At 70.9% G+C, this 21,728-nt stretch carries 21 protein-coding genes; 3 read left to right on the top strand and 18 right to left on the bottom strand.

Translation table 11 applies throughout. The annotated features are described in order from the left end of the window. Window positions 1–15: 15 nt before the first annotated feature. From ACWEFB_RS08675 to ACWEFB_RS08665, 3 genes are all read right to left on the bottom strand, one after another. Window positions 16–1,083 carry an LCP family protein gene (locus ACWEFB_RS08675; protein WP_452283622.1) on the bottom strand — a complete coding sequence of 356 codons (1,068 nt, stop codon included), beginning with the start codon at window positions 1,081–1,083 and terminating at the stop codon, window positions 16–18. Beyond that, window positions 1,083–1,574, bottom strand: coding sequence for a SigE family RNA polymerase sigma factor (locus ACWEFB_RS08670; protein ID WP_452283620.1), 492 nt, complete (start codon window positions 1,572–1,574; stop codon window positions 1,083–1,085). The genes ACWEFB_RS08675 and ACWEFB_RS08670 overlap by 1 nt, the downstream gene beginning before the upstream one ends. Window positions 1,575–1,639: 65 nt before the next feature. Beyond that, the gene (locus ACWEFB_RS08665) at window positions 1,640–2,920 is read right to left on the bottom strand and encodes an LCP family protein (RefSeq protein WP_452283618.1); all 1,281 of its coding nucleotides are present in this window, start codon (window positions 2,918–2,920) and stop codon (window positions 1,640–1,642) included. Window positions 2,921–3,254: 334 nt separating this feature from the next. Here ACWEFB_RS08665 and ACWEFB_RS08660 point away from each other — a divergent pair, with 334 nt between their 5' ends. The 3 genes from ACWEFB_RS08660 (at window position 3,255) to ACWEFB_RS08650 (ending at window position 8,267) form a co-directional block, all read left to right on the top strand. After that, complete coding sequence (locus ACWEFB_RS08660; RefSeq protein ID WP_452283616.1) at window positions 3,255–4,808, top strand: 3' terminal RNA ribose 2'-O-methyltransferase Hen1; 1,554 nt, start codon at window positions 3,255–3,257, stop codon at window positions 4,806–4,808. Continuing rightward, a complete protein-coding gene (locus tag ACWEFB_RS08655) occupies window positions 4,805–7,342 on the top strand; it encodes a polynucleotide kinase-phosphatase (RefSeq protein WP_452283614.1) in 2,538 nt (845 codons plus the stop codon). The genes ACWEFB_RS08660 and ACWEFB_RS08655 overlap by 4 nt, the downstream gene beginning before the upstream one ends. A 217-nt stretch (window positions 7,343–7,559) precedes the next feature. Continuing rightward, the gene (locus ACWEFB_RS08650; protein WP_326562023.1) at window positions 7,560–8,267 is read left to right on the top strand and encodes a DedA family protein; all 708 of its coding nucleotides are present in this window, start codon (window positions 7,560–7,562) and stop codon (window positions 8,265–8,267) included. A gap of 21 nt (window positions 8,268–8,288) precedes the next feature. Here ACWEFB_RS08650 and ACWEFB_RS08645 read toward each other — a convergent pair whose 3' ends face one another. From ACWEFB_RS08645 to clpB, 15 genes are all read right to left on the bottom strand, one after another. Next, window positions 8,289–8,942 (bottom strand): class II aldolase/adducin family protein, encoded by a 654-nt coding sequence (locus ACWEFB_RS08645; protein ID WP_452283612.1) that lies wholly within the window; start codon window positions 8,940–8,942, stop codon window positions 8,289–8,291. 97 nt (window positions 8,943–9,039) lie between these two features. Continuing rightward, window positions 9,040–9,417 carry an ArsR/SmtB family transcription factor gene (locus ACWEFB_RS08640; protein ID WP_076468717.1) on the bottom strand — a complete coding sequence of 126 codons (378 nt, stop codon included), beginning with the start codon at window positions 9,415–9,417 and terminating at the stop codon, window positions 9,040–9,042. A 57-nt stretch (window positions 9,418–9,474) separates the two neighbouring features. Further along, complete coding sequence (pyrE, locus tag ACWEFB_RS08635; RefSeq protein WP_326562021.1) at window positions 9,475–10,014, bottom strand: orotate phosphoribosyltransferase; 540 nt, start codon at window positions 10,012–10,014, stop codon at window positions 9,475–9,477. A 187-nt stretch (window positions 10,015–10,201) separates the two neighbouring features. Continuing rightward, on the bottom strand, window positions 10,202–11,014 hold the full coding sequence (locus ACWEFB_RS08630) for an SDR family NAD(P)-dependent oxidoreductase (protein WP_452283609.1): 813 nt from the start codon (window positions 11,012–11,014) through the stop codon (window positions 10,202–10,204). A 19-nt stretch (window positions 11,015–11,033) separates the two neighbouring features. Next, complete coding sequence (locus tag ACWEFB_RS08625) at window positions 11,034–11,705, bottom strand: hypothetical protein (protein WP_452283607.1); 672 nt, start codon at window positions 11,703–11,705, stop codon at window positions 11,034–11,036. A 119-nt stretch (window positions 11,706–11,824) separates the two neighbouring features. Next, entirely contained in the window at window positions 11,825–12,586 is a 762-nt protein-coding gene (locus ACWEFB_RS08620) for a hypothetical protein (RefSeq protein ID WP_452283605.1), read from the bottom strand. 135 nt (window positions 12,587–12,721) lie between these two features. Then, entirely contained in the window at window positions 12,722–14,356 is a 1,635-nt protein-coding gene (locus ACWEFB_RS08615) for a polyamine aminopropyltransferase (protein ID WP_452283603.1), read from the bottom strand. Continuing rightward, window positions 14,353–15,330 (bottom strand): hypothetical protein, encoded by a 978-nt coding sequence (locus ACWEFB_RS08610; RefSeq protein ID WP_452283601.1) that lies wholly within the window; start codon window positions 15,328–15,330, stop codon window positions 14,353–14,355. Before ACWEFB_RS08610 ends, ACWEFB_RS08615 begins: the two co-directional genes overlap by 4 nt. After that, entirely contained in the window at window positions 15,330–15,752 is a 423-nt protein-coding gene (locus tag ACWEFB_RS08605; RefSeq protein ID WP_452283599.1) for a DUF350 domain-containing protein, read from the bottom strand. The genes ACWEFB_RS08610 and ACWEFB_RS08605 overlap by 1 nt, the downstream gene beginning before the upstream one ends. Window positions 15,753–15,784: 32 nt before the next feature. Beyond that, window positions 15,785–16,210, bottom strand: coding sequence for a DUF4247 domain-containing protein (locus tag ACWEFB_RS08600; protein ID WP_326562014.1), 426 nt, complete (start codon window positions 16,208–16,210; stop codon window positions 15,785–15,787). Next, window positions 16,207–16,770: a DUF2617 family protein gene (locus ACWEFB_RS08595; RefSeq protein ID WP_452283597.1), complete on the bottom strand. Its 564-nt coding sequence runs from the start codon at window positions 16,768–16,770 to the stop codon at window positions 16,207–16,209. Before ACWEFB_RS08595 ends, ACWEFB_RS08600 begins: the two co-directional genes overlap by 4 nt. A gap of 2 nt (window positions 16,771–16,772) precedes the next feature. Next, complete coding sequence (locus ACWEFB_RS08590) at window positions 16,773–17,447, bottom strand: DUF4178 domain-containing protein (RefSeq protein ID WP_452283595.1); 675 nt, start codon at window positions 17,445–17,447, stop codon at window positions 16,773–16,775. 95 nt (window positions 17,448–17,542) lie between these two features. Beyond that, on the bottom strand, window positions 17,543–18,397 hold the full coding sequence (locus ACWEFB_RS08585; RefSeq protein WP_452283593.1) for a hypothetical protein: 855 nt from the start codon (window positions 18,395–18,397) through the stop codon (window positions 17,543–17,545). Window positions 18,398–18,467: 70 nt separating this feature from the next. Further along, window positions 18,468–18,860, bottom strand: coding sequence for a hypothetical protein (locus tag ACWEFB_RS08580; RefSeq protein ID WP_452283591.1), 393 nt, complete (start codon window positions 18,858–18,860; stop codon window positions 18,468–18,470). Between the two features lie 96 nt (window positions 18,861–18,956). Continuing rightward, entirely contained in the window at window positions 18,957–21,548 is a 2,592-nt protein-coding gene (gene clpB / locus ACWEFB_RS08575; RefSeq protein WP_452283589.1) for an ATP-dependent chaperone ClpB, read from the bottom strand. Between the last annotated feature and the right edge of the window lie 180 nt (window positions 21,549–21,728).

Genomic DNA, 21,728 nt, shown 5'->3' with positions numbered 1-21,728 from the left:
CCGCTGACGACGCTGTCAGCGGGTGACCCGGTCCGGATGGGCTTTCACCCACTCCGGCAGGGTGTCGCCGCGCAGGGCGGCGAACAGGTCGTCACCGGCCGCCGGGTCCAGGGAGAGGGATCCCGAGCTGTCGGACGGGGCGTTGTCGAAATTCCAGCCGATCCCCACCGGCTCCGCCCCGGCGACCTGGACCATGGTCGGCAGCAGGCTCGCGAGCGACGACTTGCCGATGTCGGTGACGAGTCCGTCGCCGACGGCCTGAAGGATCTTCGACACCCGGACCGGGTTCGTGAGGACGTCGGTGCTGGTCATCTTCTCCGTCAGGGCGGCCGCGAACCGCTGGGCGTTGCGATCCCGGTCGTGCGCGCCCACCGGCAGGGCGTACCGCTGCCGGAGCAGGTCGATCGCGGCGTTGCCGTCGAGCCGTTGGCATCCGGCCGGGAATATCCGCCGGGTGTGCAGGGACTTCACCGGGGCGGGCAGGCAGAGTTCGACCCCACCGACGGCGTCGGTGAGCTGGCGCAGCCCGTCGAAGGTGAGCACCGCGGTCCCGTCGAAGGTCACACCGGTGAGGCCGGTGACCGTCTGCGCGGTCAGCCTGGCCCCACCGGGCAGGTCCGCGCCGCCACCCGACCGGGTGCTGCCGCGCTGGAACGACTCCGACAGCTTGCCGACCCCGTGACCGGGAATGTCGGCTCGAAGGTCACGCGGGATCGAGACGAGGTACGCCCGACCGCGGTCACGCGGCACGTGCACGATCAGGACCGAGTCGGCCCGGGCGTTGTTCTGGTCCTGGCCCTCGACCCCGAGCAGCAGGAAGTTCAGCGCCCCGTCCGCTCCGGCCGGCGGGCTCGGTGCCTCCGCCACCTGTTCGACCTGCGGCGGAGCCGGGACCAGCCCTCGTCCCAGCACCGGTATCCCGACCACGGCCAGTACGGCCAGCGCCGCGCCGGTCGTACGCACGGCGGTGCGGCGGCGCCGACGGCGGGCGGCGATCCGGTCGATTGCCGTACGCAGTGGTCCGACCGGCGGCGCCAGTTCCTCGTGTCGGGCGAACGTCGCCCGCAGTTCTTCCTCGATCATCAGCTTGTCTCCACCAGCTCGGCACGAAGGGTGGCCAGGGCACGGGAGATCGACGCCCGTACCGTCCCGACCGCGCAGCCGAGTACCTCGGCGATTTCGGCGTCGGGGAGGTCCTCGTAGAAGCGCAGCACCAGGGCGGCCCGCTGCCGCCGGGGTAGTCGGGTCAACCAGCCCCAGATCTGGTCCCGGTCGGCGGCGGTCTGCGCGTGGTCGACCGCCGTGACCGCCACCGGCTCACCAGGGTCGGCGCGCAACAGCACCCGTTTGAACCACGAGCCGCGCTGCCAGTCGAGGTACTGGTTGGTCAGCATCCGGCGTACGTAGCGGTCGGGCGAGTCGGCGCGGGCCACCCGGCGCCAGTTGAGCTGGACCCGCACCATCGTTTCCTGGACCAGGTCCTGGGCGAGATGGGGGTCTCCGGTCAACAGCACCGCGTACCGCAGCAGCGCGGTGAGCCGGGTGTCGGCGAAGTCCGCGTATGTCACTGGCACCTCCGAAGGTCCTCGCCTCTACAGACGGGTCGGACCCGCGGAATGATTGCGCTTACGGGCGGGGGTCAGCCGGTCTTCGGCGCGACCACCTCGGGGTGGGTACGGACGAACTCGTCCAACGTCCCGTCGCGTGCGGCGTGCAGCATCGCCATCGACTCGTCGGTCAGCCGCTGGTACGAGATCCCGTTGAGCCTCACCTCGGCGAAGTTGCCCTGGTTCGTCTTGAGTACGGCCATGTCGTTCGCGGCGACGCCCTTGAGGGTGAACACGAAGTCCTCTATGGACACGCCCTGAGTGTCGAGGATGAACGCCTTGCCGGCCGCGGTGATCACCCGACCGATCTTCGCGGGGTTGGTGACCACACCCGCGCTGGTGGCCTTCTTGGCGATGGCCTTGATGAGCTGTTGCTGGTGGCGCTGCCGGTCGTAGTCGGTCTTCGGCAGTCCGTACCGGATCCGGGCGTAGTCGAGGGCGAGTTCGGCGGACATCGGCCGGCACCCGACCTCGTGCACGACGACCTTGCCGCCCGGGGGCACGTCGAAGACCCGGTGGGTGGCCTCGTTGAACTTGATCGGCACGAGCTTGCCGTTGCGGTCGTAGGCCAGGTGGATCGAGGAGGCGCGCTGGTCGATGCACATGTCGACCCCGCCCAGCTCCCGGATGACCGACTGGAAGCCCTGGAAGTCGATCAGGGCGGCGCCGTTGAAGGTGATGCCGATCTGCTTGTTGAGGGTCCGGGCGAGCAACTTGAAGCCCCGGGCCCGCTTCTCGAGCTCCGTACCCTCGCCCCGGTAGCCGAACTCGAACGCGGCGTTGATCTTGTCGGTCCCGCCCCGGTAGTTGGTCTCGGGGTTCGCCGGGATCGGCACCCGCCAGTCGCGCGGAATCGAGACCAGGTACGCCTGGTCGTGGCTGGCCGGGATGTGCACGATCATGATCGTGTCGGCCCTGGCCCCGGCGTCCCAGCCGGGCCGGACGTCGATACCGACCAGGAGCAGGTTGAGCGGGCCGTCGATCTTCTTCCCGGCCGGACCGGGGGTCGCCGGCACCGCCACCGCCTCGCCGTCGAGCAGGGTGGCCTGGGTGATCTTCGAGGTCGCCTTCTCGATCGCGACCTGGGTGAACGCGTACGCTCCCCCGCTCATCACCACCAGCAGCGAACCGGTCGCGACCAGCACCTTCGTCCAGATCGGAGCACGCCGCCGACCGGACCGGCGCTTGCTCCTGCCGGACCCCGAACCGCTCCCGACCTCGGTAGCGCCCAGCGAATCGACACCGACCGACAACTCGGGACCGGCCGACAACTCGCCGTCAACCGCCGACCCGGAGTCGACCGTCGAATTCACGACGGATCCGGAATTGTCCGGTTGCTCCGACTGCGGTTCGCGCGCCTGTTGCTTCGACTGTCCCGATCGCTTCGATTGCCCCGGCCGCTTCGACCGCTTTGATTGCTGCTTGCCGCCCATGCCCGAGTCGCTGCCTTTGCCGCTGCGAGCCCGCATCGTCACCGTCCGGATTTCCTGTCGCGTCGCGCTGCCATAACTATTGACGGGTCGAGACCTGGGAAAGGCTGCAATTTCCCGGTGACGGTTTCATCAACTCTGCCGGCCGACCGTCGAAAGGTCGACCGTACCCGTGGCAGGGGCCCGGTTGCCGGCGGAATTCGGGCGACGCGGGTCGATGCTGGCTGAGATCATCCAGGATGTGCTGCTCACCGTCTCCACCACCCACCGTCCCGCGACCGACCTCGGCTATCTGCTGGTCAAGCACCCGGACCGGCAGCATTCGTTCGACGTACCGACGGGGACGGCGCACGTGTTCTACCCACAGGCGGACGAGGACCGGTGCACCGCCGCGTTGCTGCTCGACGTCGACCCGCTGCGGCTGACCGCCGCGCGGGGCAGGGGCCGTGGCCGGGGTGCCGGCAGCACCCCCGAGGGCTTCACCCTCGGCCAGTACGTCAACGACCGGCCGTACGCGGCGTCGAGCCTGCTCTCCTCCGCCCTGGCCAAGGTGTTCCGCTCCGCCCTGCACGGCGCCTCGAAGGACCGGCCGGAGTTGGCGGCGACCCCGATCCCGCTGGAGATCGGCGTGCCGGTGCTGCGTTGCCGGGGCGGCGCCGGCTTGGCGAACCTGCTGTTCGCCCCGCTGGGCTGGACGGTGACCGCCGACGCGATCCCGCTCGACTCGACCCGTCCGGACTGGGGCGACAGCCGGTACGTCGCGCTCACCCTGCGCGGCACGCTCCGGGTCGCCGACGCGCTGAACCAGCTCTACGTGCTGCTGCCGGTGCTCGACGACGCCAAGCACTACTGGGTGGCGCCGGACGAGATCGACAAGCTGCTCCGGGCCGGTGAGGGCTGGCTCGCCCGGCACCCCGAGCGGGGGCTCATCACCCGGCGGTACCTGGCCCACCGCCGGGCGCTGGCCGGGGCGGCCCTGGCCCGGCTGGCCGAGCTGCGCCTGATCGACGACAACGCCGAGCCGGACACTGTGGACGTCCCGGACGATGCCGGCTCCGACGAGGACGCCAACCTGCCCGCCGAGGCGCGACGCCAGCCCCTGGCCGTACGCCGCCGGGCGGCCGTACTGGCGGCGCTGGCGCAGGTCGGGGCGGGTCGCGTACTGGACCTGGGTTGTGGTGGTGGGGCACTGCTGGCCGACCTGATCCGGGACCGGCGCTACACCGAGATCGTCGGCACCGACGTGTCGCACCGGGCGCTGTCGATGGCGCAGCGGCGGCTCCGGCTGGAGCGGTTGCCGCAGCGTCAGCAGGACCGGATCAAGCTGTGGCAGTCCGCCCTGACCTACCGCGACGACCGGCTGCGCGGGTACGACGCGGCGGTGCTGATGGAGGTCGTCGAGCACCTGGACCCACCCCGCCTACCCGCGCTGGAGGGGGCGGTCTTCGGTCACGCCCAGCCGACCACCGTTGTGGTCACCACGCCGAACTCCGAGTACAACGTCCGCTACGAGGGCATGGCGGCCGGTTCGATGCGGCACCACGACCACCGGTTCGAGTGGAGCCGGGCCGAGTTCGCCGACTGGGTGAACCGGGTCGCGACCGGCTACGGCTACACCGCGACGATCACCGGCGTCGGTGACGACGACCCGATCGTCGGCGCACCCACCCAGCTCGCGATCTTCACCCGCTCCGCCGGGACGACCGCGAACCCAGCCGAGACCGCAGACACCGCACCGACCGTCGACACCTCGAAGGAGGGGACCGTATGACCGCCCTCGACATTCCCGAGCTGGCCCTGGTCGCCCTGGTCGGCATCTCCGGTTCGGGCAAGTCGACCTTCGCCCGCCGGCACTTCGCACCCACCCAGGTGCTCTCCTCGGACGCGTTCCGGGCGATGGTGGCCGACGACGAGAACGACCAGTCCGCGTCCGCCGAGGCGTTCGACGTGCTGCACTACGTGGCCGGCAAGCGGCTGCGCGTCGGTCGGCTGACCGTGGTCGACGCGACCAACCTCCAGTCGCACGCCCGCGCCGGCCTGGTACGGGTGGCCCGCGAGCACGACGTACTGCCGGTGGCGGTGGTGCTCGACGCGCCGGAGCCGCTGTGCTGGGAACGGACCCAGGCCCGAGCCGACCGGACCTTCGGGCGCCAGGTGCTCGGCCGGATGCAGCGCGACCTGCGCCGGTCGATCGGGCAGTTGACCCGCGAGGGCTTCCGGAAGGTGCACGTGCTGCGCGGGGTCGAGGAGATCGACGCCGCCACCATCTCCTACGAGCGGATGTTCAACGACCGCAAGGAACTGACCGGCCCGTTCGACATCGTCGGCGACGTACACGGGTGCCGGGACGAGCTGGAGACGCTGCTGGGCCGGCTCGGTTGGACCCTGTACCGGGACCCGCAGGGACGGCCGGTCGACGCCATGCACCCGGCGGGGCGTACCGCCGTTTTCGTCGGTGACCTGGTCGACCGCGGCCCGGACTCGCCCGGTGTGCTCCGTCTGGTGATGGGCATGGTCGCCGCCGGGCACGCGATCTGCGTGCCCGGAAACCACGAGCAGAAGCTGCTGCGCAAGCTGCGCGGGCGCAACGTGCAGGTGACCCACGGGCTCGCCGAGACGCTGGAGCAGCTCGACCGGGAGGACCCGGCGTTTGTCGCCGAGGCGTCCGCGTTCATCGACGGCCTGGTCAGCCACTATCTGCTCGACGGCGGCCGGCTGGTGGTCGCGCACGCCGGCCTGAAGGAGGAGTACCAGGGCCGGGCATCGGGACGGGTACGGGCGTTCGCGCTCTTCGGCGAGACCACCGGCGAAACCGACGAGTACGGCCTGCCGGTGCGCTACCCGTGGGCCCGCGACTACCGGGGTTCCGCCATGGTCGTCTACGGCCACACCCCGACCCCGACCCCGGAATGGGTCAACAACACCATCTGCATCGACACCGGCTGCGTCTTCGGCGGGACCCTGACCGCGCTGCGCTACCCGGAGCGGGACCTGGTCTCGGTGCCGGCCGCCAAGGAGTACTACGCCCCGGCGCGTCCCCTGGTCAGCGCGCCGGCCGTCGAGCCGGACCGGGCCGAGGGCACCCTCGACCTGGGCGACGTGACCGGGCGACGGCACCTCGACTACGGGTACGGCAAGCTCACCGTGGACGCCGAACAGGCCGCCGCCGCACTGGAGGTGATGGGCCGGTTCGCGGTGGATCCGCGCGCCCTGCCGTGGCTGCCACCGACCATGGCACCCTGCTCGACCGCCGAGTCGGACGGCTTCCTGGAGCACCCGGCGCAGGCGTTCGCCGACTACCGGGCGGCCGGCGTCGACCGGGTGGTCTGCGAGGAGAAGCACATGGGCTCCCGCGCGGTGGTGCTGGTCTGCCGGGAGGCCGACGACAACCGGTTCGGCCCGGCCGGCGGGGCGGTCTACACCCGTACCGGTCGCCCGTTCTTCGGTGAGCCGCTGGACGCGGGCGTGCTGGCGAAGGTACGGGCGGCGGCCACCGGTGCCGGGCTCTGGGCCGAGTTGGACACCGACTGGTTGCTGCTCGACACCGAACTGCTGCCCTGGTCGGCGAAGGCGACCGGCCTGATCCGGGAGCAGTACGCCAGCGTCGGCGCGGCCGGCGGCGCGGTGCTGCCGGCGGTTCTCGACGCGCTGGACGCGGCGGCCGGACGCGGCCTGCCGATCGGCGACCTGCGGGACCGGATGGCCCGCCGGTCGACCGACCTGGCCCGCTACACCGAGGCCTACCGGGCGTACGTGCACCCGTCCGAGGGGCTCGACGGGGTGACGCTCGCCCCGTTCGCGCTGCTCGCGAGCGCGGGGGCGACGCACACCGGCCGGGACCACGGATGGCACCTGGCGGTGGCCGATCGGCTGCACGAGGCCGACCCGGTGTTCTTCACCCCCACCCGGCGCCGGGTGGTCGACCTCGCCGACGAGGCGGCGGTACGCGACGCCACCGACTGGTGGCTGGAGCTGACCGCCGCCGGTGGCGAGGGCATGGTGGTCAAGCCGTACGCCGGTCCGGCCGCCGTCGACGGGCGGGGTCGGCTGCTCCAGCCGGGGGTGAAGTGCCGGGGCCGGGAGTACCTGCGGATCATCTACGGGCCGGAGTACACCGAGCCGGAGCAGTTGGCGGTGCTCCGCAAGCGGTCGCTGGGACGCAAGCGCGGGTTGGCGCTGCGCGAGCACGGCCTCGGTCTGGCCGCGCTGGACCGGTTGGCCGAGGGTGCCCCGCTGTGGCGGCGGCACGAGCTGGTCTTCGCCATCCTGGCCTGCGAGTCCGAGCCGGTGGACCCTCGGTTGTAAGTGAAGTCACCCGTTTCGGGTGGGGCGTCCGTGGACGGGGAGACCCGTCGGCGGGTGGGCGTCCGTCGGCCGGGAGAGACGTCGGCGGGCGGGCGCCCATCGCCGCCACCTAGACTGCGGGGGTACCCGTCGCCGTGGCGAGGGTCGTACCCTGCTCGGAATGTCCGCCAATGTGCGGAAAGTCGCTGCCCGACCGGGAAACTTCGGAGGTCACCCCGTGCCGACGCCCACCACCACGCTGGCCATGGGCCCTGAGTTCCTGGACCCGGAGTGGCTGATCTCGACCTTCGGGCTGCTCGGCATCCTGGCCATCGTGTTCGCCGAGTCCGGGCTGCTGATCGGGTTCTTCCTGCCCGGTGACTCGCTGCTGTTCACCACCGGCCTGCTGACCTCGGACGGGCAGTACATCACGTACCCGATCTGGCTGGTCTGCCTGCTGATCACTATCGCGGCGATCGCGGGTGACCAGGTCGGCTACCTGTTCGGCCGGCGGGTCGGGCCGGCGCTGTTCCGCCGCCCGAACTCGCGGCTGTTCAAGCAGGAGAACCTGCTCAAGGCGCACGAGTTCTTCGACAAGTACGGCGCCCGGTCGATCGTGCTGGCCCGGTTCGTGCCGATCGTCCGGACCTTCACCCCGATCGTGGCCGGGGTCAGCAAGATGAACTACCGCACGTTCGTGATCTACAACGTCATCGGCGGCACCCTCTGGGGCACCGGGGTCACCCTGCTCGGTTACTTCCTCGGCCAGATCGACTTCGTCAAGGCGAACATCGAGATCATCCTGATCCTGATCGTGGTGATCTCGGTGGTGCCGATCGCGATCGAGCTGCTCCGGGCCCGGATGGCCGCCCGTCGCGGAACCACCCCGGCCGAGCAGGCCGCACTGGACGAGGCCGCGCGCGAGAGCCAGCAGCACCGCCCCTGACACCGGGACCGGGCGGGGCGCTCAGATCCGGTCGAGCAGCTCGGGCGGAAGCTCGGTCAAATCGTCGAGCCGGCCGGCGACCAGGGCGTGATAGGTCAGCCGGGCGGCCTCTTCGAGATTGACCGCCCGTTTGTGGGCCAGCTCCACGCTCTCGGCCAGGACCGAACAGCCGTGCCGGCTCAACACCAGACAGTTGGTGCCGTCGGCCGCCGCCGAAGCGGCGAGTTCGGCCAGTTCCGCCGAGCCCGGTGGCCGGAACGGCACCAGGGCGACCCGACGCAGATAGAAGGCATGATCGGTGGTGACCAGCCGGATACGTTCACCAAGGGCGTCGAGCAGCAGGGCATGCTGCGGGTGCAGGTGCACGATCGCCCGTACGTCCGGACGGGCCCGATAGGTGGCGAGGTGCAGCGCCAACTCACTCGTCGGTACGGGCGCGGGCATGCCGGAGCCGCTCTCGTCGCGTACCGCGCCGTCGGTGATGCCGACCTGGACGAAGTCGGACCGGTCGAGCCGGTCCAGCCAGGTGCCGGCCGCGGTGACCCAGCACGAGTCCGTGCCGGGCACCCGGACGGAGAGGTTCCCGCCGGAGCCCACCACGAGGCCGGAGCGCACCACGTCCCGGCCGACCCGGGCGAGTTGCGCGCACAGGTCACCGATGAGGTTGTCGTTCACCCCAACGGACCCCGCACCCTCAACTCCACCCGGACAGCCGTCGGTCCGTCTGGTGCCACCCGGACAGGGGCAGGCACCAGACGGGCCACTCGCTGATTCAGCGAGCCTTCTTGGTGGCTCGCTTACGGGGCGGAGTCAACAGGTCGGCGATCGTTGCGATCGCCGTCGGCACCAGCCGGTAGTACGCCCACACGCCGCGCTTCTCCCGCTCCAGCAAGCCGGCCTCGGTGAGGATACGCAGGTGGTGACTGACCGTCGGCTGCGAGAGGCCGAGAGGTGCGGTGAGGTCACACACGCACGCCTCGCCCTCGGGCGCCGACTGGATCAGACTGAGCAGCCGCAGCCGGGCGGGGTCGGCGAGGGCCTTGAGGACCCCCGCAAGTCGCTCGGCGTCGGCACGTTCGATCGGCTCGCCGGCAAGCGGCGAGATCTGAGGCATAGTCATTTCAGCCAACGCAGTTCCCACGTTTTCCATCCTTCCACCAGCAGCATCGACCCGCCTGCATATCAGCAGATCCGAATCGTCAAACTTTTAGGCCACTAGGCCGAGGTCAGGCAACGTATAGGCCGCTCGGTATGGCAGTCCGGCCGCTCGAACGGCGTCGCCCGCGCCTCGATCAACAATAACCGCAACGCCCACAACCTCGGCCCCAGCCTCTTGCAACGCCTCGACCGCGGTCAGCACACTGCCACCCGTCGTCGAAGTATCCTCCACCGCCAGCACCCGGCGACCGGCCACCTCCGGGCCCTCGATCCGCCGCTGCAGGCCGTGCGTCTTCTCGGCCTTACGCACCACAAAGGCATCCAGCCCGCGCCCCGTCGCCGAGGCGGCGTGCAGCATGGACGCGGCAACCGGGTCGGCGCCCAGGGTCAGGCCACCGACCGCATCGAAATCCCAGTCCGCGGTCAGGTCGAGCAACACCCGACCCACCAATGGTGCCGCCGCGTGATGGAGCGTCACGCGGCGCAGGTCCACGTACCAGTCCGCCTCACGACCGGAGGACAGCACGACCCGGCCGTGCACCACGGCCAGGTCAGAAATGAATTTACGCAGGTCGTCGTGGTCCCCCATGGCGCCCAAGGGTACTGCTCGAGTCTGGGTGCCGTCGGGTGGACCCGACCGGACGGCGATCCGCCGTCGGCGACGATGCTCAGGATTGGCGGTGTACGACTACTCTGCGTACTCGGAATCCGCTGTGGGCAACCAGATTGCGGGATCCCCGGCCGCCTCGTTCGCGGGCCGTCGCCGGGTTACAAGATCAACGCTCGTCGCGTCCGACCCGTGCCCGGGTGTCGCCGCCGACCGCCCGCAACAGGCCGCGAGGGGCGTGTCGCAGCCCGAAGACCGCCGCCTTGTATTTCCAGTCCGGAACGCTGACCAACCTGCCTTTTCGCAGGTCACGCAGGGCCTCGGCCACCACGTCATCAGCCGAGAGCCACAGCCAGTCGGGCATTTTAGACACGTTGATGCCGGCCCGCTGATGGAATTCGGTACGCGTGAAGCCCGGACAGAGCGCCATCACCCGTACGCCGTATCGGCGGGCGGACTGCCCCACGGACTCACTGAAATTGGTCACCCATGCCTTGCTGGCGGAGTAGGTGGAGCCCGGCATTACGGCTCCGAAGCCCGCTACCGAAGAGACATTTATCACTGCCCCATCACGCCGTACGGTCATGGTGGCCAGGGCCGCAAGGGTTAAGCGCATGACCGCGTGGACATTGAGTCGTAACAAACGTGCCTCGTCCTCCACGGTCGAACGGAGGAACGAACGGGCCAGACTGATGCCGGCACTGTTCACCAGAAGTTCAATCGGTTCGGCCGACTCCGCGAGCCGCCGTTCCACCGCCAGGCAACCGTCGTCGGTGGTGAGATCGGCCGGCAGGATGTCCACCCGAACCTGATGCCGCTCGGCCAACTCCGCCGCCAGACCAACCAGCCGGTCCCCGTCGCGGGCGACCAGCACCAGGTGCCGCCCATCGGCGGCGAGCCGCCGTGCGAAGGCCGCGCCGATACCCGCGGTCGCACCGGTCACCAGGGCGCGAGCCGGACCGGTACGGAGCGGAGCGGGCACTGCTGGCACAGGCAGGTCCTTACCAGTTCGGCGGCGATGGCACCGGCGGCTGCACCGGGACAGGCGTCCGCCCACGGAAGAAGGCGTTCGCGGCGGGCAGCACCAGCAGCGTTGCTACTACAAAGTAACCGAGTGCCTGAGCCACCGAAAGCCCGGCCGTCAGCGGAACCCACCAGGACGGGTACGCGTCGCTGAGCGCCCGGATCAGCTCGGTTGTCATTTGGTCGTCCGCGGTGCTGGTCAGCGGCACCGTCCGCTGCGCGATCACCGTGGCCAGGGTGCCGCAACCGCAGAGCAGACCGAGCCCGCAGACCACCCAGGTGGTGATCCGAACCCGGTTGGCGCCGCGCAGGTTGCCGACCGCCAGCGCGACCAGCAGGACCGCCGCCCCGACGGCGACCGCGGTACTGATTCCGGCGCCGACCCGGAGCAGGGCCACGAAGCCGTCCACCTCCGAACGGTCGACACCGGCCTGTCCGGCGGCGGCCCGGAACCGGTCCACCGTCCCGGTCGAGGTGGCCAGTCCGAGGATCGCGTGGACCAGCCCACCGGCCGCCATGACGCCCAGCACCACGGCGGCGAGCACCACCACCCCCGGACGCCGGTTCGGCGCCACAGCGGGCGCTGGGGCAGGCCAACCGGCCACCGGCGGGACCGGGCCGCCGGGCCATACGTGTGCTGGGTCCGACACGACAGATCCCCCCGAGTAGGCGTCGGAATGCAACCTACTCGGGGGGATCACGGGGAAGCCCTATCCCGGTCCGACCAATTCGACGAGTCTCCGGTCCGGTCGACGCGCCGGCAGTCGGGTCAGCTCGTCGAGGGTCCGGACGGTGGCGGGGCCGACGGCGGGGGTCCCCATTGGTCGTCCGGGTCACCGTTCGGCCGGTCGGTGGGCGGTGTGGTCGGGCTCGGTCCGGACGGCTGCGACGGAGTGGTCGGCGGGACCGCCTGCGGGTAACCGGGGTACGCCGAGCCCGGTACGGGCGGCTGCCAGACCGGCTGCACCTTGCGGAAGTACTCGTTCGACGGCGGCAGGGCCAGCAGGATCAGCGCCGCCAGGACGGCGAGCACGGCGATCACGCTCAGCAGGTCGCTGACCGGTCCGTACCAGCCGGGCAGCCGGTCGTCCAACATCCGCTGGACCTCGGCCTCGTCCGGCACGTTCGCGTCGCCGCTGGACGACGGGGTGAGCGCGCTGCCCGCCGCCGTCAGTGCCAGACCCGCGACCGAGCAGCAGAAGAAGAGACCGCCGAGCACCCAGGTCACGATCCGGGCGGGGTTCTTGCCACGGTTGTTCAACAGCGCGAGGACAACCAGCCCGATGGCGACGACCAGCCCCACCACCGCGGTGACAACGGTGGTCACGGTGCCGATGGAACCCGCGCCATCCAGGTCGGTGCCGGCGTACGCCTCTTCGTACACGTCGCTGATGGTGCCGATGAGCGGGAGCGTGATGAGCGCCCCGATCAACTGGACCGCGGCGACCAGGTAGAGCAGATAACCGGCGTAGGTGACGGTGCTCGGACGCGGCCTCGCCGCGGTACCCGCCGGGTAATTCGGATCAGACACGGCGCTCCTTCCCCTCAGATCGAGGATCACCGTATCGGTACCCCGCCAGCCCTACCGGCCAAACCGGCGTGTCGTCCGACGCCACGCCGCCAAAGCATCGCTCTGCGTCGATGGCGATCGGGTCCGGAACCGGGCTCAGTAGCTGCGCCACTCCGCGCGGGCGTACTCCAGGACGCGGGGGTGGAGCAGGGTGGACGGCGGCAGGTCCTGCCGGCGCCGGTCCGGTGGGAAGTTCGCCGCCAGCCGGAGCGTGTCCGCGTCGAGGAACCGCAGCGGCGGTACGTCGGACGGCAGCCCCAGCACCGGCGCGGTCGGTCCCGGCGCCGCCAGCACGAAACCCCAGTCACCGAAGGACGGCACGTCCACGTGGTACGGCGTGGTGGCGAAGCCGGCAGCCCGGATCGAGGACTCGATGCACCAGTACGACTTCGCCGCGAAGTAGGGCGACCCCGACTGGACCACCATCCGCCCACCGTCGGCCAGCACCGCGCGTACGAGTGCGTAGAACTCCACCGAGTAGAGCTTGGCGGTGGCCGTCTCGTCCGGGTCGGGCAGGTCCACCACTATCGCGTCGAACCGTTGCGCCTGGGTACGCATCCACTGGAAAGCGTCCGCGTTGACGACCCGTACGCGCGGGTCGGTGAACGCGTCGTGGTTGAGCGTACGGAGCTGCGGCTCGGTCCGGGCCAGTCGGATCACCGCCGGATCGAGTTCCACCACCGTCACCGAGCCGACGTCGGGATAGCGCAGCAGCTCCCGTACGGCGAGCCCGTCGCCACCGCCGAGGACCAGCACCGAACCACGGGTGCCACGCAGCACCGGATGCACGAGCGCCTCGTGGTAGCGGTACTCGTCGACCGAGCTGAACTGGAGGTCCCCGTTGAGGAACAGCCGCAGGTCGGTCACGCCCTGGGAGACGAGCGGAACCGACCGGGTCAGCACGATCTCCTGGTACGGGCTGCGTTCGGCGTACACCACCGGGTCCCGGAAGAGCTGCTGCCGGGCGGTCACCTCGAAGTCGTACGCCGTCACGTAGGCGTACCCGAGGATCAGCCCGACCGCCACGGACCCGGCGGTCAGACCGACCTTGGCCCGCCGACCCAGCTCGCGCCGGAAGACGGTGAAGACCAGCGCGAGCCCGGCCACCGCGTTCACCACGCCGACCACGAGCACCCCGCGAAGCTGTCCGAAGACGGGCATCAGGAGGAACGGGAAGGCGAGCCCGCCGAGCAGGGCACCGACGTAGTCGGCGGCGAACAGGTCGGCGACCGCGCTGCCGGCGGCCTGCGCCCGGATCCGTTGCAGCAGGACCATCAGCAGCGGGATCTCCGCCCCGATCAGCAGACCGAGCAGGAACGCGGTGCCGACCAGGGCCGGGACGTACAGGTCGAGCCAGGCGAAGGCGGCGTAGAGCCCGAGCACCGACAGACCCCCGAACAGCGCGAGGGCGAGTTCCACGGCGGCGAACGCAACCGCGGCCCGGGACTGCAACGGCTTGGCGGCGAGCGCGCCGACGCCCATCGCGAAGACCATCACCCCGAGCACGATCGACGCCTGACCGACCGTGTCCCCGATCAGGTAACTGCCCAGCGCCACCAGCGCCAGCTCGTAGACCAGCCCGCACGCCGCACAGACGAAAACCGCCACCAGTACGGCCGCCCGCGCCCCCCGCCAACGCGGACGCGAGGCTCCACCAGCCGTCTCGGTCGCCTCCGTCGGGTTGGTCGCCTCGGGCGTCTCGGTCGGGTTGGTCGCCGGTTCGACCGTCATCGTTTGGGACCGTTCGCACCGGTCCCGGCACCGGCACCGGGACCGGCATCCGTGCCGGGGCTGACACCCGTGCCGGTCGACGGCTTTTTCGGCTTCGTGCCGGGGCGGCGCTGGTGGCGGCGCTCGAACCAGCCGATGGCGACCAGGAGCACGCTGATCAGGAACAGGAAGCCGGCACCGAGTACCTGGGCCATCCGGTCACGCCAGAAGTCGCTGCCCGCGTCCGGCAGCGCGGCCGGGGCGGCCTGCGGTGACGCCGACGGATCCGGTCCGGTCTTCACGGGTACGGCCGGCGCCGCACCGGACTCGGCCACCAGCAGCGGCAGGAACACGGCCGCCCGGCAGATCGCCCAGCCCGGATCGGCCAGGAAGTCGTCGTTGGTCAGTCCGAACCGACCCAGCCCTTCGACGTAGTCGATCCCCGACAGGTCATCCGAGCTGGTCACCCAGAACGAGGCGTGATCACTGGCCTCGCTGCTCTCCGAGGTGTAGACGACATCGGCGATGACCTTCACCCAGCGGGGGCACCGCGTCGGGTCGGCCTCCACCGCCACGCCGTCGCCGAGATTGGAGCCGACACTCACCTTCGAGATCTGTCCGTGCAGCTCCCACCCGTAGCAGATCTGCTGCGTCTGATGGGCGTTGCTCAGCAGCACGACGGTGTCGGCGCGCTCGGTCGGATCGGGCGGGGGCACGGCCGTACCGCCGCCACCGGTCTCCCCGTCCGCGCGGTCGAGCAGGATCATCCCCACGACCGCCAGCACGACGACCAGCACCAGGCCGCCGACCTTGAGCCGGGTGGCGATCCGCTTGTCCCGGTTGCCCCGACCACCCGTGGGTCCCTTCGCCGATGCGGCCCGCCTCGCCGCCGCCCGTTTGGCCGTCTCGGCCCGCTGGGCTGCCGCCCGCTTCGCCGCCTCGGCGGGGCTCAGGGGCGGCTTCGCCTGCGGGTCCGGCCCCGACCTGTCCGCCATCAGCTGATCGCGGCGGCGATCACGGCACCCGTGGCCAGGTGCACCACCGCCGAGACCCAGACCGCGGGATGGGGTTCCGGGTCGACCAGGATCTCCCCCAGCCGGCCCGGCGTGGCCATGTCCAGCAGGAGGAACGCGCCCGCCATGATGAGCAGCCCGATCAGCCCGTACGCCGCGCTGCCGACGAGGCCGGCGAGGAAGTCGTCGTCGCTGGCCACGATCGCGGTGGTCACGATGATGCCGACACCGGCCAGGTTCGAGGCGAGCAGCAGCGCGGCGTTGCGGTTGCGGTCCGCCCAGATCAGCTCGTGCAGCCGGCCCGGCGTGGCCATGTCGACCAGGGCGTAGCCGACGCCCATCAGCAGCACGCCGACCACGCCGAAGGCGAGCGTGGCCAGCAGGTCGTTGACGAGGGTGCTCAATGAGGCTCCCGAGGGTGAGGAGGGGAAACGAACTACTTGCCGGCGCCGGGGCCGCCGCCGCGTACGGTCACGCCCCGCCCCCAGCCCCACGCGTTGCCGATCGTGGAGTGGTAGCGCGGATGGGCGGTGCTGAGGCGTTCCAGGAGGATCAGCGAACCGCCGGCCAGCGGCAGGATCACCACCGAGTCGTCGTCGTAGCGTAGGTAGACGCCGCTGCCGTCGACGTACTGGTCGGCCGGGCGCCAGGTGTCGGTGACGTCCTTGGCCACCGCACTGGGCGCCTTGCCCGAGGTGTACGCCAGCGCCTGCGACCCGATGTCCCGCGACGACGCCCGGGAGTAGTGGTCCTGCACGTACCCGCGCGGGGAGAAGCTGCCGGAGAAGATCGCGAAGGCGGCGACCAGCGACCCCACCAGGGCGAACGCCGAACCGATGAAAAACCACCTGCGGTACGTCATGCCGTACTCACCACCGTCTCGGTCTCGACGAGTTCGCCACTCTGCGGATACGCGTGCCAGGTGTGCCAACCGATCGTGTCGCCGCCGCCGAGCCGGTCGGCCGTGGTGTCGTCGCGGTGCAGCCGCAGCGCGGTGATCGCCTCCGGGCCACCGGGAAAGACCCCGATCAACGCGTACGGGTCGTCGGCGAGTTCCCGCCGCAGCACCGCCGTACGGGCCGACATCTCGGCCGGGTCCAGCCGCAGCACCCGAGCGGCGAACCGGTAACCGGTCGACGGGTCGGCCAGTTCCGCCGGCAGGTCGGGTGACCGGCCGGGCAGGCAGGCCACCGTCTCGACCAGCTCACCCGCTGTCGGCTCCCGACCCTCGACGGCGTCACCGTCCCGTCGGAGCACAACCTGGTGGGAGGCGCCGAGCAGGCGCAGGCGCAGCCGTACCCCCGGCCGGTCCGGATGGGCCAGGTCGAGTACGTGCAGCGCGGGCAGTTCCGGCGTGCCGAGGGCGAGGCTCAGCTCGGCGGCGGTGGTGTCGGCGTACGGGGTGTCCAGGGTGACGAGCATGTTCAGCCGGCCCGCCCCGTCGGTGCACCGTCGGAACCGGATGTCGACTGTGGATAGACCTGCACCTCGGCGCGGTGCAGCAGCTCGCCCCGGGACGCCTCCCAGGTCGTGCTGTCGCCGTACGAGTCGAAGGAGAGCTTCGCACCGGTCGGGTCGACGTAGTCGTGGTAGCGGACCTTGCCGGTGGGGTTGAGCCCGGTGGTGCCGGCGGCGGTGTAGCTGGCCTGCCCGGTCTCGTCGCTGGTGTAGACGCGCCCGTCGAAGTCGAGTCGCGGCGGGCCGGGTGCCGGTACGGCCTCCGTGACCGGAACCTCGTGCCAGAGCACCAGTTCCAGATCGGGGTCCTCCTCGACCGAGAGCCAGACCTTCGCGCCGTGCGCGTCGTCCAGCAGGTGCTCGGTCCACGTCCAGCCGCCCTCGGCGAACCGCACCGTTCCGCGTACGCCGTACTGAGTGTGCCGGATTTCCACGATGTCACCGGGACGCAGTCGGCGGGGGTCACCCCGGAGGGCGTCGGCGTCGTCGTCGGCCACCCGGAACGGGTCCCGTTCCTTCGTCGGGCCAGCCTTCCGGGCCTGCCGCCGCTTTGCGCGCAGGGCGAGTACGGCCACCACCACGCCCGCCACCGCGACAAGGCACCCGAGCGCCGCCACCAGGTACGCAGTCCCGCCACTCACCGGGTTCACTCCTCTCGACCTTGTTCGGGCGCCGACGGTAACAACCCCGCGCACCCGTACCCACCCATCGACGGCAACCAAACGGCCACCCGACCTCAGGCGGTCGGCTCCTTCCCCACCTCGCCCGACCCGTCCGGGGCGATCGGCGGCGGCTGGTGGGGGTATCCGGGCGGGGCGAACACCGGCACCGGGTACGGGTAGCCGGGCCAGAACACTGGCTGGAGGTACCGGGGCCGGAAGAACCGGTTCGCCGACGGCGTCAGCAGCAGCACCGCGACGGCCACGACCAGCCCGAACGCCAGCAGCGACAGCAGCGGGGCGCCCATGCCGAGGATGTCCCAGACCGGGTCGGTGTCGAGGTAGAGCCGGTCGTAGAACTCGGAGTCCTCGAACTCCGAGAAGTCCGGCTCGTCGGGATAGGCGGGTGGCACACCGGGCTGCGACTCGGGCCACGGCCCGCTCGCCGTCGGCTCGTCCAGCACCGGGCCACTGAGCAGGAAGCCCCCGATGAGCAAGCCGAGGCCGACCGGCGCACAACAGGACAGCAGCAGCATCAGCCCGGCCGGGATGATGGTGAAGATCCGGGCGGCGTTGCGTCCCCGCAGCAGCGGCGGTACGCAGATCGCGAGCCAGATCGCGAACACCAGCGCCGGGACCCCGGTGAACAGCAGACCCATGATGTTGCCGACCCGCTCGTCGCTCACCTCGGACGGGGCGGGATCGGTCAGGGCCGCGGCCCGGTCGATCTCGCCCGCGAAGTGCACCGCGGACGCGACCCCGAGCACGATCTCGGCCAGCAGCACACCGATGACACCCCACACCAGCCACCCGGCCACGGTCACGGTCGCCGGCCGCGCCGGTGGGGGTGGTGGAAGCTCGGCGTACGGCGGGAAGGGAGGCGGACCGGGCGGCGGGAAGCCGGGCGGTGGGTACTGCCACGCGTAGCTCACCGGCGTGACGGTAGCGATCACGGGCAGCCGGCGACAGTGGGCGAAAAGCCGTTCGCGAACGCCGTACGGATCAGGGCTGGTCGAGCTGGGCGGTGGCGTACTCGCCGACGGTCCGCTGGTCGACCAGGCAACCGGTGTAGGTGGTGAACTCGTCCCGTTCGCCGGTCAGCGACTCCCAGGCGGCGCGGGCTGCGGCCGGGTCGAAGCGGGTGAGCAGGGTGGCGGCGTACACCTTGCCGGCGGGGGTGCCGTGTGCCAGCAGCTCGCAGATGTGCCGGCGTACCTCGTCCAGCCGGCTGGGCAGCGCCACCTCGAGGGTGTGGTACGCCTCGGTGGACGGCAGGATCCGGCCGGCGAAACCCACCCCGCCGAACGCCACCGCCTCGGCCGTACGGAGTTGGTCCACCGCCGCCTCGATGCCGTCGCCCGGGGCGGGGGAACCCGGTGCGGGGGAATCAGCCATGTCTCTGATTCTGCCCCAATCGAGCCCATCCGAACCCGGATCCCGGTGGAAGCCTGCCGCCCGTCCAGCAGCCGCCCCCACCCGGATCCGGACCGATCAGCCGGCGGAGACCGCCAGCGCGTCCTTGCTCTCGGCCAGTTCGACCCGGACCACGTCACCGTCGCGGATCTCACCGGCGAGCAGCGCCCGGGCCAGCCGGTCGCCGATCGCCGACTGGACCAACCGGCGCAGCGGGCGGGCACCGTAGATCGGGTCGTACCCGTGCAGGGCCAGCCAGTCGCGGGCCGGGTCGTCGACGACCAGCGCGAGCCGCCGGTCGGCCAGCCGTCGGCGCAGCCGGTCGAGCTGAATGTCCACGATGGACCGCAGGTCGTCGCCGGTCAGGGCCGCGAACACCACGATGTCGTCGAGCCGGTTGAGGAACTCCGGCTTGAAATGGGTACGGACGATAGCCAGCACCGCGTCGCGCCGCTGCTCGTCGTTGAGGGTCGGATCGGTGAGCTGCCCCGAGCCGAGGTTCGAGGTGAGGATCAGGATCGCGTTGCGGAAGTCGACCGTCCGCCCCTGACCGTCGGTGAGCCGACCGTCGTCGAGCACCTGGAGCAGCACGTCGAAGACGTCCGGGTGGGCCTTCTCCACCTCGTCCAGCAACACCACCGAGTACGGCCGACGCCGCACCGCCTCGGTGAGCTGACCGCCCTCCTCGTACCCGACGTAGCCGGGCGGGGCACCGACCAGGCGGGCCACCGAGTGCTTCTCGGCGTACTCGCTCATGTCGATGCGTACCATGGCTCGTTCGTCGTCGAAGAGAAACTCGGCCAGGGCCTTGCCCAGCTCGGTCTTGCCGACGCCGGTGGGGCCGAGGAACAGGAAGCTGCCGGTGGGTCGGTCCGGGTCGGCGACACCGGCCCGCGCCCGGCGGACCGCGTCGGCGACCGCCCCGACCGCCTCGGGCTGCCCGACGACCCGGCCGCCGAGGGACTCCTCCATCCGGAGCAGCTTGGCGGTTTCGCCTTCGAGTAGCCGGCCGGCGGGGATGCCGGTCCAGGAGGCGACCACGGCGGCGATGTCGTCGGCGCCGACCTCCTCCTTCAGCATCGCCCCGGCCGCCTGGAGTACGGCGAGTTCCGCCTCGGCCTTTGCCAGTTCGCCCTGCATGGTGGGGATGCGCCCGTAGCGCAGCTCGGCGGCCAGCTCCAGCTCGCCGTCGCGCTCGGCCCGCTCGGCCTCGCCGCCGAGGCGTTCCAGCTCCTCCTTGGCGGTGGAGAGCCGGGTGATGTGCTCCTTCTCCAGCCGCCACCGGTCGCTGAGGGCGGTGAGCTGTTCGCGCTTGTCGGCGAGTTCCTTGCGCAGCCGGGTCAGGCGCTCGGCGGAGGCGGCGTCCGGCTCCTTGGCCAGCGCCATCTCCTCGATCTCGAGGCGGCGGACCGCACGCTCGATCTCGTCCACCTCGACCGGCCGGGAGTCGATCTCCATCCGGAGCCGGGAGGCGGACTCGTCGACCAGGTCGATCGCCTTGTCCGGCAGGAAGCGCTCGGTGATGTACCGGTCGGAGAGCGACGCGGCGGCGACCAGTGCGGCGTCGGTGATCCGTACGCCGTGGTGCACCTCGTACCGTTCCTTGAGCCCGCGCAGGATCCCGATGGTGTCCTCGACGGTCGGCTCGCCGACCAGCACCGGCTGGAACCGGCGCTCCAGCGCCGGGTCCTTCTCGATGTGCTCGCGGTACTCGTCGAGCGTGGTCGCGCCGACCATCCGCAGCTCACCACGGGCCAGCATCGGCTTGAGCATGTTGCCGGCGTCCATCGAGCCCTCGCCCTTGCCTGCGCCGACCACGGTGTGCAGCTCGTCCAGGAAGGTGATCACCTGGCCGTCGGAGCCCTTGATCTCCTCCAGCACCGACTTGAGCCGTTCCTCGAACTGGCCCCGGTACTGCGCGCCGGCCACCATCGCGCCCAGGTCGAGCGAGACCAGCTTCTTGTCCCGCAGCGACTCGGGTACGTCACCGGCGACGATCCGCTGGGCCAGGCCCTCGACGATCGCGGTCTTGCCGACGCCGGGCTCGCCGATGAGGACCGGGTTGTTCTTGGTACGCCGGGAGAGCACCTGGATCACCCGGCGGATCTCCGAGTCGCGCCCGATCACCGGATCGATCTTGCCGGCGCGGGCACTGGCGGTCAGGTCGACGCCGTACTTCTCCAGCGCCTGGTAGGTCTGCTCGGGGTCGGCGGTGGTCACCCGGCGGTCCCCGCCCCGTACGGTCGGGAACGCCGCGACCAGGTCGTCCTCGGTGACACCGGCGGCCTTGAGCGCCTGGGCCACCACCCCACCCACTCGGGCCAGACCGGCGAGGAGGTGCTCGGTCGAGGTGTACTCGTCGCCGAGCGGTCGGGCGATCTGTTCGGCCGCGCCGATGGCGTTGGCGAACTCCCGGGACAGGCTGGGTTCGGCGACACTGGCGCCACGGGCGGCGGGCAGGTTCTCCACCGCTCGGGCGGCGGCCCGACGGATGTCCGCCGGGTTGGCGCCCACGGCGCGCAGCAGGCCGCCAGCGGTCGAGCCACCGGTGTCCAGCAGCGACAACAGCAGGTGCCACGGTTCGACGGTGGCGTGGCCGCGCTGGTTGGCGATGGCGACCGCGCCGGTGATGACTTCGCGGCTCTTGGTGGTGAGGCGTTCGGCGTTCATGGGCTCCCCTGGATCGGCGTGTCCACTGGTGACGACACAACCAGAGTTGAGTCTATTCCGCTCAACTCTACGCTGTGACGTCGATCACTCCAGAAACGGGATTCCGGCCACCAACCCGACCGTGATCAGCACACTTCCGGTCGCTCGCGGCTGTATGAAGGCACACGGTAGCGTTGCTGC

It is taken from the genome of Micromonospora sp. NPDC004704, from assembly GCF_053601675.1.
Note: the sequence above shows the minus strand (reverse complement) of the source record. Positions and strands in the feature narration are given on the sequence as shown.

What these genes read in the sequence shown, in the direction of transcription:
- ACWEFB_RS08675 (WP_452283622.1), bottom strand. Translation starts at nt 1,083, where the DNA reads ATGATCGAGGAAGAACTGCGGGCGACGTTCGCCCGACACGAGGAACTG.
- ACWEFB_RS08660 (WP_452283616.1), top strand. Translation starts at nt 3,255, where the DNA reads ATGCTGGCTGAGATCATCCAGGATGTGCTGCTCACCGTCTCCACCACC.
- ACWEFB_RS08655 (WP_452283614.1), top strand. Translation starts at nt 4,805, where the DNA reads ATGACCGCCCTCGACATTCCCGAGCTGGCCCTGGTCGCCCTGGTCGGC.
- ACWEFB_RS08640 (WP_076468717.1), bottom strand. Translation starts at nt 9,417, where the DNA reads ATGGAAAACGTGGGAACTGCGTTGGCTGAAATGACTATGCCTCAGATC.
- pyrE (WP_326562021.1), bottom strand. Translation starts at nt 10,014, where the DNA reads ATGGGGGACCACGACGACCTGCGTAAATTCATTTCTGACCTGGCCGTG.
- ACWEFB_RS08615 (WP_452283603.1), bottom strand. Translation starts at nt 14,356, where the DNA reads ATGACGGTCGAACCGGCGACCAACCCGACCGAGACGCCCGAGGCGACC.
- ACWEFB_RS08610 (WP_452283601.1), bottom strand. Translation starts at nt 15,330, where the DNA reads ATGGCGGACAGGTCGGGGCCGGACCCGCAGGCGAAGCCGCCCCTGAGC.
- ACWEFB_RS08600 (WP_326562014.1), bottom strand. Translation starts at nt 16,210, where the DNA reads ATGACGTACCGCAGGTGGTTTTTCATCGGTTCGGCGTTCGCCCTGGTG.
- ACWEFB_RS08595 (WP_452283597.1), bottom strand. Translation starts at nt 16,770, where the DNA reads ATGCTCGTCACCCTGGACACCCCGTACGCCGACACCACCGCCGCCGAG.
- ACWEFB_RS08580 (WP_452283591.1), bottom strand. Translation starts at nt 18,860, where the DNA reads ATGGCTGATTCCCCCGCACCGGGTTCCCCCGCCCCGGGCGACGGCATC.
- clpB (WP_452283589.1), bottom strand. Translation starts at nt 21,548, where the DNA reads ATGAACGCCGAACGCCTCACCACCAAGAGCCGCGAAGTCATCACCGGC.